Below are 15,308 nucleotides of genomic sequence, written 5' to 3' on the forward strand. Positions count from 1 at the left end.
TTGTCCGCTGAACCAGTTTGCTGCGAGCCCTGCCCGGGCAGACAGGGTCAGCACAGCCGCCTGGTGTCACTGTTGTCACTGTTGTCACTATCAGTCACTACCAGGCAAAGCGTAGCGCCACCCTAGCCGCCACTATGATTACACAGACAGAAGTCCATCTGCGTGCAGTACCAGGAAAGCCCTCACCGCTATTCTGGGTACCCACCACGTATTTCACTATGGCACTGACGTATATGACGCTGACCAGCGTCACCGCCATCATGTTTAAAAATCTGGGCATGGATAACGGCCAGGCCGCCGAATATGCCAGTTACCTGATCCTGGCCTATACCATCAAGCCCTTGTTTGCCTCTTTTGTCGAGATGTACAAGACCAAGAAGTTCTTTGTCATCTGCACCGAGCTGGCCATTGCCGTCGGCTTTGTTGGCGTCGCACTGGTGATGTCACTGCCCAGTTACATGATGATTCTGATGCTGCTGTTCTGGCTGATTTCCTTCCTGGGTGCGACCCAGGATATTGCTGCCGATGGCGTGTATGTCACCTCGCTGGATGGCAAGGCACAATCCCTGTACTGCGGCATACAAAGCCTGAGCTGGAATATCGGCCCTATCGTTGCTGCCGGCGGCCTGGTGTATCTGAGTGGCAAACTGCATACGGATTTCTTCCATCATGATCCCAAGGTATTTGGTGCCGAATGGATGGATTCCTGGCGCATCATCTTCCTCATCGTGGCAGGTATTACCGCGCTGATGGCGTTCTGGCATATGCGTACCATGCCAGACGGTGCCAAGGCAGAAAACACACCCGCCAGCGTCGGTGACGCAGTGCATATCTTGCGCGATTCTTTCGTCACTTTTTTCCAGAAACGCGATGTCTGGCTGATGGTCGCATTTGCCTTTCTGTTTCGCCTGAGCATAGGCTTTCTTGAAAAAATCGGCCCTTTCTTCATGGTTGATCCGGTTGCCAAAGGTGGTCTGGGTCTGTCGAATGAATCACTGGGCCTGATCTATGGCACGTATGGCCTGGTAGCGGTGCTGCTGGGTTCATTGCTGGGTGGCGTGTTTGTGGCAAAACGTGGTTTGAAACCCAGCCTGTTCCTGCTGTGCTGTGCCGTCAACATACCGAATGCCACTTTCCTGCTGATGAGCATCTTCCAGCCGGAAAACCAGCTATTGATTACTGCCGGTGTAGCCATCGAAAAATTCTTCTTTGGTTTTGGTTCCGTCGGCTTCATGATTTACCTGATGCAACAACTGGCCCCAGGCAAATACACCACCACTCACTATGCCTTCGGTACCGGTCTGATGGGCTTGTGCATGATGGTAACGGGTGTCATCAGTGGCCACCTGCAGCAATTGCTGGGCTATACCCATTATTTTATCTTCGTCATGCTGGCAACCATTCCGTCTTTCGCAGTCTGCTGGTTTGCCCCTTTTCATCATAAGGAGGACCGCAGCATAGGGGAATAGGCACTGCAGTGCATTACAAGCTTACAGCATCGAGGTTTATAGACTCGTCCCAACTGGGCAGGTTTTGACGTAATACAGTCCCTCACTTTGATGCCGCCTTCGGGCGGCATTTATATTTTCGGCCTTCCAGATTTTCCTTCGCGACGTGGCCCTGTTTTCAAGATTCCAGCAATCTTCAACAAGATTCAGCACAAAGACTATACTGAAACCCTGACCCCATCGCCAGTCTCATTTTTCGCATAAGCATAGTTGCAAAAATTCCTTAGCCGAACAGGTAGACATCGCTAGCATGGCTGCCTCTTTAACTAAAGCGTAACAAGATGCATGGCAATGATCTGCCATAACAGGCTTGGAGAAAAAATGACATATACCACTAATCCCGCAGTACTTGCGTTGATTGGCAATACACCCCTGGTCAAGGTTACCCGCCTTGATACCGGACCGTGTGAATTGTTTCTGAAACTGGAATCGCAAAACCCTGGCGGTTCTATCAAGGACCGTATCGGTCTGGCCATGATAGAGGCGGCAGAAGCCGATGGCAGGCTACAAGCCGGTGGCACCGTGATCGAGGCCACAGCCGGCAATACCGGCCTGGGCCTGGCACTGGTGGCGCGGGCCAAAGGCTACCGCGTAGTGCTGGTGGTGCCAGACAAAATGTCCACCGAAAAGATACTGCACCTGCGCGCCATGGGCGCTGAGGTACACATCACCCGTTCCGATGTCGGCAAGGGCCACCCCGAGTATTACCAGGATTATGCGGCGCGCATTGCCAAAGATATCCCTGGGTCTTTCTTTGCCGACCAGTTCAACAACCCGGCCAATCCCTACGCCCATGAAACCACGACGGGCCCCGAAATCTGGGAACAGACTGGCCATGATATCGATGCGATTGTGGTGGGCGTCGGCTCTGCGGGCACGGTTACAGGGTTGACGCGCTTTTTCCGCCAGGCACAGCCAGAACTGGAGTTCGTGCTGGCCGACCCCAAGGGTTCCATCCTGGCAGAATATATAGACACCGGCCACATCAACGAAGTCAGCGGTTCCTGGGCAGTGGAAGGCATAGGCGAAGATTTCATCCCTGCCATTGCCGACCTGACGGCAGTCAAACATGCCTACACCATTGATGACACCGAAAGCTTTGGCACCGCGCGTGAACTGCTGCGCGCCGAAGGCATATTGGCAGGTTCATCCACCGGCACCCTGCTGGCCGCCGCCTTGCGTTATTGCCGGGCTCAGACCACACCCAAGCGCGTGGTCACATTTGTCTGCGATACCGGGACCCGTTATCTGTCCAAAGTGTATAACGACAACTGGATGATAGACCAGGGTCTGCTGCACCGACAGGTTTATGGTGATCTGCGCGACATCATAGGTCGCCGCTTTGATGATGGCGCGGTCATCAGCGTTGACAGCAGCGACACCCTGATGGTGGCCTTCAACCGCATGCGCAGTGCCGATATCTCGCAATTGCCGGTGATCCATCATGGCGAGATCATCGGCATTATCGATGAATCGGATCTGTTGCTGAAAGTATCGGGCGACGCCACCCTGTTTCGTAGTCCGGTGCAAGACACCATGACCAGTCAGATTGAAACCCTGAACCCGCAGGCCGGCATAGCAGCATTGCGTGCCACCCTGAATCGTGGCCTGGTCGCCATCATCGCATCCAATCAACAATTTCACGGCCTGATTACCCGCTTTGATCTTCTTAACCATTTACGCAGGACACTCTCATGAGCTATCCCGAATACAAGAAACCTGAACGTCAGCAAGCCTTTGGTACGCGTGTGATTCATGCCGGGCAATTCCCGGACCCGACTACCGGTGCCATCATGCCGCCGATTTATGCCACCTCTACCTATGTGCAGGACAGCCCTGGCGTACACAAGGGCCTGGATTACGGTCGCTCGCACAATCCCACACGCTGGGCGCTGGAACGTGCCGTGGCCGACCTCGAAGGCGGCGCCCAGGCGTTTGCCTTTGCATCTGGCCTGGCCGCCATCGCCACCGTGCTGGAAATTGCCGACAGCGGTGCCCACATCGTGGCAGGCGATGACATGTATGGCGGTAGTTATCGCCTGTTTGAACGCGTGCGCAGGCGTAGCGCCGGTCTGGATTTCACTTACGTGGACATGACCAAACCGGAAGCCTTGCTGGCTGCGCTCAGGCCGGACACCAAAATGGTGTGGGTGGAAACCCCGACCAACCCCATGCTGAAACTGGCTGACTTGCGCCGCATAGCTGCCATCTGCCGCGAACGCGGCATCATCGCGGTGGCCGACAATACCTTTGCCAGCCCACGTGTACAACGTCCGCTGGAACTGGGATTTGATATCGTCGTGCATTCCATGACCAAATACCTCAACGGTCATTCTGACATCATCGGCGGTATTGCCATTGTCGGTGGCGAAGCACATCAGGCCGAATGGCGTGAGCGCCTGGGTTTTCTACAAAATTCTGTCGGTGCAATAGCAGGCCCCTTCGACAGTTTCCTGGCCCTGCGTGGCATCAAAACCCTGAACATCCGGGTTGAGCGACATAATGCCAACGGGCTGGATCTGGCGCAGTGGCTGGAACAGCAAGCCAAGGTCAAGAAGGTGTATTACCCCGGCCTTGCCAGTCACCCGCAGCATGAACTGGCGAAGCAGCAAATGAATGGTTTTGGCGGCATCATTTCCATAGAGCTGGATACCGACCTGGCTGGCGCACGCCGCTTCCTTGAACGCTGTGAAGTATTTGCCCTGGCAGAAAGCCTGGGCGGCGTGGAAAGCCTGATCGAACACCCGGCCATCATGACGCACGCCACCATCCCCGCCGAACAAAGGGCAATACTGGGAATCACCGATTCTTTCGTGCGCCTGTCTGTCGGCATAGAAGATGTGGAAGATTTGCGCCATGATTTGCAACAGGCCTTAGATGCAATATAAATCTTAATGAAAAAAAACAGGGAGCGTACTGTCGGTACACTCCCTGTTTTTACATCAGCTTGTTTCAAGCCTTCATCCGATACGCTATTTCAGCAACTTGATATTCCGCCACGGATGCGGGTCCTTGTCGACGATGGGGCTGAACTGCAACGGTGGCGCTGCTGCAACGCCTGCTGCAATGGTCGGGCAAGCACCGGTGCTGACATAGGTCAGTGCAGCAGACAGGCGTGATTCGCTGACGTTGCCCAGCTCATGATTCAAGTCATCCGGTACATAACACGCCGGAGTGAAGCCATTGGTGTAATCGCCTTTAGCCAACGCATTCACACCGGCAAACTGAATCGCAAAATACGCGGTGGTGCAATTATTGGTCTGGATAAAACCATATGGCTTGCCGCAGGTTGTATCACCGATTAGTATCACCTTCATGAAAGGTGTCAGGCCATTGATGATGGATTCGCTGGCCGAACAGGTATTGCTGCCGGTAATGACAAACACACGTGGCAAGTTCAGCGTAGGCAAGAAACGGTTGCTCGTATCGGTATCATAAAAATAGGATACATTGTCAGCCGTCATGTCAGCATGCTTGTCATTGAATTGCAATTGCTCAAATATGCGGTTGGTGACCTTGCTGCCACCAATCATGGCCGACAATTCATTCGCGATATACAGATAGCCACCACCGTTATAGCGCAGATCCAGCACCAGATCATCGATGCCGCTTTGCTGGAACTTGCGTATGCTGCTGATCAGCGGTGATTCTGCGGTACGGATATGGTCGGTAAACACCATATAGCCTACCTTCTTGCCATTCACGTTCAATACCTGATTTTGCAAAACCGGCGATGTCGTCACAGTAACCGCAGTCATGGTCACGTTGCGGCTGGCACTGCTACCGTCCTGTACCTGGAAGCTATGGGATTCAGATTTGGTTGGATACAGGGCGTTGTATTGCGTATCATTGATATAGGAACCCAGAGAGCCATTATCTACGCTGACCAGGGTAGTGCCACGTTTGATCTGCGCCACATCGGCAGGTGACCCTGGCTGTACGTAGCGCACACGTATCTTGCTGCCTTCACGCACCAGGCTATAGCCATAACTGACATCTTCACCCGACTGGAAATAACTGTCTATGCTGCCCTGCTCCGAAGTAAAACTGAATCTGTCCTTGGACCTGACCAGTAATGCAGTGAAATAGTCTTCTGCCGTACTGTATTGTGCGGGTGGCACATCAATAATATCGCGATACCACAGATACACATCGTCCAAATGAGAACGCACCCATTTTTTCTTGCCATCTACCGTACAGATATTCGCCAGACTCTCAGGTGTCCCTATGCTACTGCTGAGATTCAGGTTACTGTCATTGACACCGATCAGGTCTAGCGCTGCCGTGGTTGAGGTACTGGTGACAGCCGCAGCAATTGCCATGGTCTTGCTGATGTTGTCATCCAGGCTGTTGTAGTTCAAACCCTGCTGTACAGCAAAATAATTGGCGACATTCAGTTTATTGTTGAGTAAAGCTGGTACCCAACTCCAAGTCGGGTCATTTGCATACTCACGCGCAGCCACCAGCATCGCCCTGACGATATGTCCTTTTGTCGTACCTGTTTTCAACTGGCTGGACCAGTAATCAATTTCAAGGGTAGTCGGTGCCGTGGCACCACTGCGGCCCAGCACATTTTTGTAAATGATGCGGATGAAGTCATCATTGCTCATGCCACTGGTATAACCAGTCAGCGTTGGTGACTGCAAGGCCACCAGGTAAAAACTATCTGCAATCTGGTCGTCAGACATGCCAGCCTTGATCTGGTCTATCCAGTAGGCCAGTCCATCCGCGTCCGGTACCCGGTTAAAAAACGCGACATACAGGTCTATCAGGGAATTCAAACTGGTGGCGGACAAGGAATTGGCTTTATCCCCAATGCTCAGGTTCACATGGAAATCGGAAAACTGGATGTTCTTTATATTGCTGGCCAAGGTGACCGAAGTACCGCCGGCACGGGTATCACTGACGATAAAGCCGCTGATACCGGCATTCGTGACCTTGGTAATCGTATAGTCCTGGCGTTTGCCAGAAAATACTGTGGTATCTGCACTGACTGATGCAGCCTGCACCGGAGGCGCAGCAGTTGGCGTAGCTGAATTGGCCGCAGTTTTACTGTCCTGGCCACCGCAGGCTGCCAATATCAGGCTCAGGGTCAGAGCCGACAAGGCAGACAGCGTGTTATTTCTTTGCTTAAAGCTGAACATGTGGATTCCAAATCTGGTTGCGTCTAATGAAGAACGATGACTATATGAATTTACAATTTTCAAACTTGCTATTGCTGCCCTGCAGCACCATTCTGCAACAGGCTTTGTACGAAGTAAGTAAAATAGAGCAGCAAATTGAAACACATTGTTAAAATTTAATATTTCAGAATCATATCTTAAATTGATGGTTGCCAAGCATGACTACACGTTGCAATTGGGCTAATTCCTCTAATCTTTTGTATTTGCATTATCACGACCATGAATGGGGGGTGCCCTGTCACGATGAGCGACGCCTGTTTGAAATGCTGAACCTGGAGGGCGCGCAGGCGGGCTTGAGCTGGGAAACCATCTTGAACAAGCGCGAAAATTACAGGCAGGCATTTGACCAGTGGGATGCAAAAAAGATTGCTACCTATGGCCCTGACAAAGTCGCAGAATTGCTGGCCAATCCCGGCATCGTCAGGAATCGCCTGAAAGTGGCTGCCGCGATTACCAATGCACAAGCCTATCTGCGTCTGTGTGAAGAAGTGGGTAGCCTGGATGCTTACCTGTGGGCCCATGTTGACGGCAAGCCACTGATCAATAATGGCGAACGCATCATCACGACGGACTTGTCGGATCGCATTTCAAAAGACCTGGCGAAACGCGGATTCAAATTCGTCGGTTCCACCATTATCTACGCCTATATGCAAGCCATAGGCTTGGTCAATGACCACGCTGCCAACTGCGACTGGCGGCATCAGGCAAACACACCCAAGGCTGCACGCAAGACAACTGGTAAAGCGTAAACCAAGCGCAGCAGGTGCCACTTGATGGCACCTGATAACACCTGTGTTGCACAGGTTTCAAGTCTATTGAAGTCTATTGATTCAAGCCTGCTTATTCAAGCCTGCTTATTGCTGTTGGGATGTTGTGCCAGTGATTGCAAAGGTCCTGGCGGTTGCGGGTTTTCTATCAGTTGCGCCGGCACTTCCACCCGCACGGGCTTGCTGTGCATATTAGTGGCAGACAGGACATTATCAATGACTTCGGGGCTGGCATTCCAAACCGGATCATCAATACTTTCAAATACGCTTTTCAATTGCTTGCCCCAGGTATTGCGTATCATTTGAAAATACTGATTCTTTTCATCGATAGTGACAAAATGGGTGATCGCCAGTTTATTATCTTCATACACCAGCAAATCCAGCGGCAAACCGACCGACACATTGGAGCGCAATGTCGAATCCATGGAAATCAGCGCGCATTTTGCTGCTTCATCCAGCGGTGTGGTGGGGGTAACAACACGGTCTATGATGGGCTTGCCATACTTGGCTTCGCCAATCTGGAAATAGGTATTTTCATTATGCGACTCGATGAAATTACCGGCAGAATAAATCTGGAACAGGCGGCAGCGCTCGCCCTTGATCTGTCCACCAAAAATCAGACTGACATTAAAATCAATACCGAACTCGGACAATGCCTGGGCATCGCGGTGATGCACCATACGCACAGCCTCACCGACGATACGGGCGGCTTCATACATATTCGGAGCGGTCCAGATAGTATTGCCTTTGCCATCCACATGCTCAGAGACCAGTTGTCGTATCGATTGCGAAATCGATAGATTACCGGCGGTCATCAGCACCATGGTGCGATCGCCAGGGTTTTCAAAGACCGACATTTTACGGAAAGTACCTACCTGATCCACGCCCGCATTGGTACGTGAGTCAGAGAGAAACACCAGCCCGGCGTCAAGCCGCATGCCAACACAGTAAGTCATAGAGCAAAGTCTTGGTGGAACGAAGTGGGGATTCTACCTTAATCTTGCCCCAGATAAAGCATCAGCCTGATGCAAAATGTGGCGTATCGGCCAGAAAATCTGGCCGAAATCCGGGGCAAATCACAAATAAATTAAATTTTTAATATTCTATTTGCACAATACCAGCGTCAACGCGGCGTTACTGCCACAGTCACGCTCATGGTCTCGTGCCCGCCACCACGTCTTACGCCGCGTACCGGGGCGGCTGAATCATAGTCGCGGCCAATAGCCAAACGACAATAGGTGTCTGTCATCAGGCGGGCATGGGTCACATCCACGCTGACCCAGCCAGTGTAATCGGCATCTTCCACCCAGGCATCGACCCAGGCATGGCTCTCGGCATGGTCGCTCGATTCAGGGTCGATATAGCCAGACACATAACGGGCCGGGATACCGCGTGCATGGCAGCAGGCCAGAAACAGGTGGGCATGGTCCTGGCAAACCCCGCGCCCCAATTGCAAGGCATCACTGGCGCTGGTGGTGACGATGGTCGCACCAGTCTGATACTCCACCGCACCACGAATGTGCGTCGCCAGATTGAGCAATGCACCAGTAGTGGTCTTGCCCAGATCAGGCAAATGGCTGCCAGCGAAGTCAAGAATGGAAGCAACCGGCTCGGTCAGACGTGTAGGCACCGTGAATACCAGCGGTGAAAAGGTGTCCTGATCAGTAATCCGCCCCTGATAAGGCATGGCCAGTTCAACCACACCCTCGGCAATGATGGACACCTCATGATGCAGGCCGGTGATGGTCAGGGTATGTGAAGGATTGCCATAAGCATCAATGTAAGCATGGCGCTGCCCTGCTGTCCTGATCTGCCATGAAATTGCATGTTGGTGCTGCTCGGCACGCGGTGTCAGACGCAGTTGCTGTATGGTATAGGTCAGCGGCGCAGAGTAATGGTAAATGGTCTCGTGACGAATGATAAGTTGCATGATTTTTCAGATAATCTCAGGCTGCCAGCGGAACCAGAAAGTCGCGGCTGACACGATTACCCAGCTCAAAGATGTTTTCCAGGAATGTGGTCAGGGTATCATGCAGACCGGCAGCCAGTATTTCTTCTATCCGGGCGAATTTCAGTTCTGCATGCAACTTGCCGGCAAAACGCTCGGTATCGGCGGACACATCATTGCGCACTTCACGCAGGTTGGCGACGACTTCATCCATGCAGGCCAATAGCGAACGTGGCATATCACCCCGCAAAATCAATAGCTCGGCCACCCGTTCAGGGGTGATCACATCACGATACACCTTGCGATAAATTTCAAAGCCCGATACTGAACGCAGCAACGCGGCCCAGTAATAAAACTCTCTTTGCAGGCTGTCGTTACCACGCTTGCTTTCTTTCGCACCATGGAATTTCACATCCAGTATACGTGCCGTATTGTCGGCACGCTCGACGAAAGTACCAAGGCGAATGAAATGCACCGCTTCATCTTTCAGCATGGTGCCCAGGGTAACGCCGCGTGATAAATGTGAGCGGTATTTGACCCATTCAAAAAACTGGCTGGGATCATTTTCCAATACGTGGTCAGATAATCTTTCCTGCATGTCCAGCCAGGTGGCATTCTGGGTTTCCCATACTTCGGTGGTCAGGGTGCCGCGCACGGCACGCGCATTTTCGCGCGCTTCTTTCAGGCAGGATGCAATCGACGACGGGTTCATGGGGTCTTTCACCATGAAATCGAGCACATCCTTTTTGGTCAGTATTCCATATTGATGATCAAAGGCAGACTGCAGTTCAGAAATGCCGAGCATGGCGCGCCAGCCCCGTTCGGCATCTACTGCCGACTGCGGCAACATCGACGTCTGGATATTCACATCCAGCATGCGTGCGGTATTTTCAGCGCGTTCGGTATAACGCGCCATCCAGAACAAGTGATCGGCAGTGCGGCTTAGCATGGTATTTTTCCTCAATCGTCAAAACCTGTTGCAACATTCAAAGGCAGCCCGGCATTTGTGCACAAGGCTGCGAGGGTGCATGAGGTGATTAATTTTCCAGTATCCAGGTATCCTTGGTGCCGCCGCCTTGTGAAGAATTCACCACCAGTGAACCTTCCTGCAAGGCGACGCGGGTCAGGCCGCCCGGCACCATGGAGATATGCTTGCCTGACAAGACAAAGGGGCGCAAATCAATATGTCTGGGGGCGATGCCATTTTCAACAAAAGTCGGGCAAGATGACAATGCCAGCGTGGGCTGGGCGATATAGCCATCCGGCTTGGCCAGCAGGCGCTGGCGGAAATCTTCTATCTGCTGCTTGCTGGAAGCAGGACCTACCAACATGCCGTAACCGCCAGCCCCATGCACTTCCTTGACCACCAGTTCGGACAGGTTGGCCAGGGTGTAGGACAGGTCTTCCGGTTTGCGGCATTGGAAAGTCGGTACATTATTCAATATCGCTTCTTCAGACAGGTAAAACTTGATCATGTCCGGTACAAAAGGATAGATGGATTTGTCATCTGCCACACCAGTACCGATGGCATTCGCCAGGGTAACCCGACCGGCACGGTAGACTGACAGCAGGCCAGGAACCCCAAGCGAAGAATCCGGACGGAAAGCCAGCGGATCAAGGAAATCATCATCAATACGACGATAAATCACGTCCACCCGCTTCGGCCCGCGCGTCGTGCGCATGAAAACGGTGTTGTCATTGACGAACAAATCCTGGCCTTCCACCAGTTCCACCCCCATTTGCTGCGCCAGGAAAGCATGTTCAAAATAGGCCGAGTTATACATGCCGGGGGTCATGACCACTACTGTCGGGTCATCCACGCCCATGGGTGCTACCGAGCGTAAATTGTCCAGTAACATGTCGGGATAGTGATCAACCGGGGCAATCTTGTTGCGGGTAAACAGCTCGGGGAAGAGGCGCATCATCATCTTGCGATCTTCCAACATGTAAGACACGCCGGAAGGCACGCGCAAATTATCTTCCAGCACATAAAACTCGCCTTCGCCAGCACGCACGATATCCACTCCGGCAATATGGGCATAAATATCGGAAGCGACCGAAATACCCTGCATTTCTGGCCGGTACTGTGCGTTTTTGTATATTTGTCCGGCAGGGATAATGCCTGCCTTGATGATCTTCTGGTCATGATAAATATCATGAATGAACATATTCAGTGCCTGTACCCGCTGGACCAGGCCTTTTTGCAATTGCGCCCATTCATTCGCAGGAATGATCCTGGGGATGATGTCAAAGGGGATCAGGCGTTCGGTACCGGCATCATCACCATAGACGGCAAAGGTGATGCCGACGCGGCGGAAGCTGAGGTCGGCTTCGGCGCGCTTGCGCTGCAGCTGTTCTGCAGACTGCTGTGCCAGCCAGGTGCAAAATTCGCGATAATGCTCGCGGGTGTGACTGTTATTGCTGGGCGTGCCAGCATAAACGGCCGCCATTTCATTGAAAAATTTTGCCATGTTCAAGTCTCGCGGTTACAGTACAACAACAGCATATCAAGAAACGTGCCAGTTCACTCAGCGATTTGCAGGAACAGGGTTTTGCTCAGAAAGGGGTGTTGTTTAGCGCGCAAAATATGCCAGCCAGATGCAAGGCTGAAAAGAACGCGGGAAGAATACGGACAGAAACGCGGACAAAAACGCGGGACTGGGGATGCTACAGACAACACGCAACCTGGCTGGCAGGTTGCGTTGCTACGGATATAGTATGGACGATACTTGGGACGATATTAGAACCTGTTTACGATCTGTAGCGAGCGAACGTGCGTGTATCAGCGGGGTAAGTGTAACAAAAGCGCAGCGCAAAAAGCGGAATGTACACTAGTACATGAGCATTTTGAGCAGCGCATGAGCCCCGCGTGGACTCCGATTGCGCCCGCGCAGTAAGATCGTAAATAGGTTCTTAGACTACGATAGTCTGATGCTCTTCACCGGCACGGGCACGGATTTCACCAATCCGGTACACGGTTTCACCGGCTGCGGCCAATTGTGCCATGGCAGCATCTGCCAGCTCAGCAGCAACAATCACCACCATGCCTATGCCGCAATTGAAGACGCGGTGCATTTCTGCGTCGGCCACACCACCATGCTGTTGCAGCCAGGTGAACAGGGGTGGCAGAGTCCAGGCATCTTTATGCAGGACGGCAGTCAGTTTGTCACCCAATACACGCGGGACGTTTTCAACCAGGCCACCACCGGTGATGTGGGCCATGCCTTTGACTTCCAGGGATTCCATCAGGGCCAGCAAAGGTTTGACGTAGATGCGGGTAGGTGCCATCAGGGCGTCACCCAGGCTACAACCATGAAAATCGGCACTCAGGTCTGGCTTGGCGACTTCAATGATCTTGCGCACCAGCGAGAAGCCGTTGGAATGGATGCCGGACGAAGCCAGCCCCAGAATCACGTCACCCGGCTGTATCTTGCTGCCATCAATGATTTTGGATTTTTCTACGGCACCAACGGCAAAACCGGCCAAATCGTATTCACCATCAGGGTACATGGAGGGCATTTCGGCCGTTTCACCACCGATCAGGGCGCAACCCGCTTGTTCGCAGCCAAAGGCCACGCCCTTGATGACGTCGGTAGCAGTTGCCACGTCCAGCTTGCCACAGGCAAAATAGTCGAGGAAGAACAAGGGTTCTGCACCTTGCACCAGGATGTCATTGACACTCATGGCCACCAGATCGATGCCAACCGTGTCATGCTTGTTGAGGTGGAAAGCCAGTTTCAGCTTGGTACCCACGCCATCCGTGCCGGAAACCAGGACAGGTTCCTTGTATTTTTTGCTGACTTCAAACATGGCGCCAAAACCGCCTATGCCAGCCATGACACCTTCGCGCATTGTGCGTTTGGCAAAAGGTTTGATGGCGTCAACCAGGGCGTCGCCAGCGACCATATCGACACCAGCGTCGGCGTAAGAGAGAGAAACAAGGGTAGAAGTGCTCATGATATTCGGCAATAGGGGCAGGAGGCGGTAAAATAGAGGAATTGCCAGAAAAGTCCGGCAAAACCGCTATTTTAACAAATTGACCGCGAAAACTCTGTTTTTTGGGACCATGCAGTAAATTCGATGTCACCTTGACTACTATATTGACTACTAAGCAGCCATAAAAATGCCATTTTCTTTTACGTCGGAGCAAAAACAATCCATGCTGTGGCTGGCCCTGGCATTTGGCCTGCTGCTGTTGCTATCACTGCTGGGCCCCGTGCTGATGCCTTTCATCGTTGCCAGCATCCTGTCCTATGTGCTGACGCCCTGGGTGGACAAGCTATGTGCCCTGCGCATACGCAGATTTGGCCTGCCACGTTCGGTGGCCGCAACCCTGATAATTGTGGTGCTGATTGCGGTCGTCCTGGCCATGCTCCTGATCATGATACCGATCTTGCAAAAAGAAATCCCGCAGTTGCAAGACCAGATACCGCGCTTTTTTGACAAGCTGGATCAAATGCTGGCCCCCATGCTGTCTGAGTTTGGCATCAAGATAAGGCTGGACAGCAATGGCATCAAGACTTTGCTGACTGAACAAATGGCCAGCAGCGGTGACGTCATCGGTAAAGCCGTGTTGAATTCAATACGTGTCGGTGGCACCGCATTGCTGGGTATGGTCGCCAATTTATTGCTGATTCCCATCGTGCTGTTTTATCTGCTGATGGACTGGCATGCCCTGATCAAGCGCCTGAGCCACTTCATTCCACGCCGCTTTGTCAAACAAACCGCCAGTGCGGTCGCCGAAGTCGACGAATTGCTGGCGCAATACCTGCGCGGGCAAATCCTGGTGATGATCGTGCTGGCCGTGTATTACTCGGTGGCACTCAGCATCGCCCGTTTTGACCTGGCACTGCCGGTCGGTATCATTACCGGCTTTCTGGTGTTCATCCCTTATCTGGGTTATGGACTGGGGCTGGTACTGGCGCTGATCGGTGCTATCCTGCAATTTGATGGTTTTGGTGGCCTGATGTCTGTCGCCATCATTTATGGCATAGGACAAATGCTGGAATCGTTTTATCTGACACCACGCCTGGTCGGCGAACGCATAGGCTTGCATCCCCTGACCGTGATTTTTGCCTTGATGGCATTCGGGCAACTGTTTGGCTTTATCGGTATCCTGATTGCCTTGCCCGCTTCTGCCATCGTCTCGGTTGCCGTCAAGCACTTGCGTGTGTCTTACATGAATAGCTCTTTTTATCGTCAGACATGAGGCAATTATTACTGGACCTGGACGCGCAGAAACTGCCGTCCCTTGCCACCTTTGTGGTGGGGCAAAATGCTGAACTGGCGCAATTGCTGGGCTTGTTTGCCCAGCGCATCACCAGTCAGTACGGTGAACGCTCGGTGTATATCTGGGGTGAAGCTGGTGCCGGCAAAACCCATTTGCTGCATGCACTGGCCGATGATGCCTCGGCCCGCTATATCCCGGCTGATGCGCCGGAAAGTGCCTTTGATTTCGCCGAAGGTGTCAGCCTGTATCTGCTGGACGATTGCGACCAGTTACCACCGCTGAACCAGATCGCGGCTTTCAATCTGTTCAATGAGGCGCGTGCGCATGGCGGTTTTTTGGTCGGGGCAGGCAATCACCCGCCCATGATTTTGAATGTACGTGACGACTTGCGCACCCGCTTTGGCTGGGGCCTGATCTATCAGGTACATGGTCTGACCGATGAAGACAAGATCGATGCACTTGAGCGTGCCGCCCACGCCCGCGGGATACAACTGTCGGCGGGCGTGTTACCCTATCTGATTACCCATTATCGGCGTGATATGAGTTATTTATCCGATATGCTCGATCAGCTGGACCATTACTCACTGGAAACCAAACGTCCTATTACCCTGCCGCTGCTGCGCGAACTGATGTTGCAGCAACAGCCGGGGCCAGACTCTACACATGACTAGC

Annotated in this window: 12 protein-coding genes; 6 read left to right on the forward strand and 6 right to left on the reverse strand. The window is 52.7% G+C overall.

Annotated elements, in window-relative coordinates; translation table 11 throughout:
• The first annotated feature begins 134 nt into the window (after positions 1-134).
• The 3 genes from ACO0LM_RS13845 (at position 135) to ACO0LM_RS13855 (ending at position 4,396) form a co-directional block, all read left to right on the forward strand.
• Entirely contained in the window at positions 135-1,469 is a 1,335-nt protein-coding gene (locus tag ACO0LM_RS13845; RefSeq protein WP_423037875.1) for an MFS transporter, read from the forward strand.
• Between the two features lie 360 nt (positions 1,470-1,829).
• The gene (locus tag ACO0LM_RS13850) at positions 1,830-3,206 is read left to right on the forward strand and encodes a pyridoxal-phosphate dependent enzyme (RefSeq protein ID WP_423037876.1); all 1,377 of its coding nucleotides are present in this window, start codon (positions 1,830-1,832) and stop codon (positions 3,204-3,206) included.
• A complete protein-coding gene (locus ACO0LM_RS13855; protein ID WP_423037877.1) occupies positions 3,203-4,396 on the forward strand; it encodes a trans-sulfuration enzyme family protein in 1,194 nt (397 codons plus the stop codon). Before ACO0LM_RS13850 ends, ACO0LM_RS13855 begins: the two co-directional genes overlap by 4 nt.
• Before the next feature lie 84 nt (positions 4,397-4,480).
• Here the strand turns inward: ACO0LM_RS13855 and ACO0LM_RS13860 are convergent, their stop codons facing one another.
• Positions 4,481-6,652 (reverse strand): DUF4214 domain-containing protein, encoded by a 2,172-nt coding sequence (locus ACO0LM_RS13860; protein WP_423037878.1) that lies wholly within the window; start codon positions 6,650-6,652, stop codon positions 4,481-4,483.
• Between the two features lie 197 nt (positions 6,653-6,849).
• Between ACO0LM_RS13860 and ACO0LM_RS13865 the strand changes: the two genes are divergently transcribed.
• Complete coding sequence (locus tag ACO0LM_RS13865) at positions 6,850-7,440, forward strand: DNA-3-methyladenine glycosylase I (protein ID WP_423037879.1); 591 nt, start codon at positions 6,850-6,852, stop codon at positions 7,438-7,440.
• 95 nt (positions 7,441-7,535) lie between these two features.
• Here ACO0LM_RS13865 and ACO0LM_RS13870 read toward each other — a convergent pair whose 3' ends face one another.
• From ACO0LM_RS13870 to purM, 5 genes are all read right to left on the reverse strand, one after another.
• A complete protein-coding gene (locus ACO0LM_RS13870; protein WP_422986564.1) occupies positions 7,536-8,414 on the reverse strand; it encodes a peptidase in 879 nt (292 codons plus the stop codon).
• 167 nt (positions 8,415-8,581) lie between these two features.
• Positions 8,582-9,388, reverse strand: coding sequence for a transglutaminase family protein (locus ACO0LM_RS13875; RefSeq protein WP_422986562.1), 807 nt, complete (start codon positions 9,386-9,388; stop codon positions 8,582-8,584).
• 16 nt (positions 9,389-9,404) lie between these two features.
• On the reverse strand, positions 9,405-10,355 hold the full coding sequence (locus tag ACO0LM_RS13880) for an alpha-E domain-containing protein (RefSeq protein WP_422986560.1): 951 nt from the start codon (positions 10,353-10,355) through the stop codon (positions 9,405-9,407).
• A gap of 88 nt (positions 10,356-10,443) precedes the next feature.
• Entirely contained in the window at positions 10,444-11,877 is a 1,434-nt protein-coding gene (locus tag ACO0LM_RS13885) for a circularly permuted type 2 ATP-grasp protein (protein WP_422986558.1), read from the reverse strand.
• A gap of 442 nt (positions 11,878-12,319) precedes the next feature.
• On the reverse strand, positions 12,320-13,363 hold the full coding sequence (purM, locus tag ACO0LM_RS13890) for a phosphoribosylformylglycinamidine cyclo-ligase (protein ID WP_423037880.1): 1,044 nt from the start codon (positions 13,361-13,363) through the stop codon (positions 12,320-12,322).
• A 166-nt stretch (positions 13,364-13,529) separates the two neighbouring features.
• Here purM and ACO0LM_RS13895 point away from each other — a divergent pair, with 166 nt between their 5' ends.
• A complete protein-coding gene (locus ACO0LM_RS13895; protein WP_423037881.1) occupies positions 13,530-14,615 on the forward strand; it encodes an AI-2E family transporter in 1,086 nt (361 codons plus the stop codon).
• Entirely contained in the window at positions 14,612-15,307 is a 696-nt protein-coding gene (gene hda / locus ACO0LM_RS13900; RefSeq protein WP_423037882.1) for a DnaA regulatory inactivator Hda, read from the forward strand. The genes ACO0LM_RS13895 and hda overlap by 4 nt, the downstream gene beginning before the upstream one ends.
• Position 15,308: the final 1 nt, after the last annotated feature.

It is taken from the genome of Undibacterium sp. Di26W (assembly GCF_049340265.1).
Taxonomy (GTDB): domain Bacteria; phylum Pseudomonadota; class Gammaproteobacteria; order Burkholderiales; family Burkholderiaceae_D; genus Undibacterium.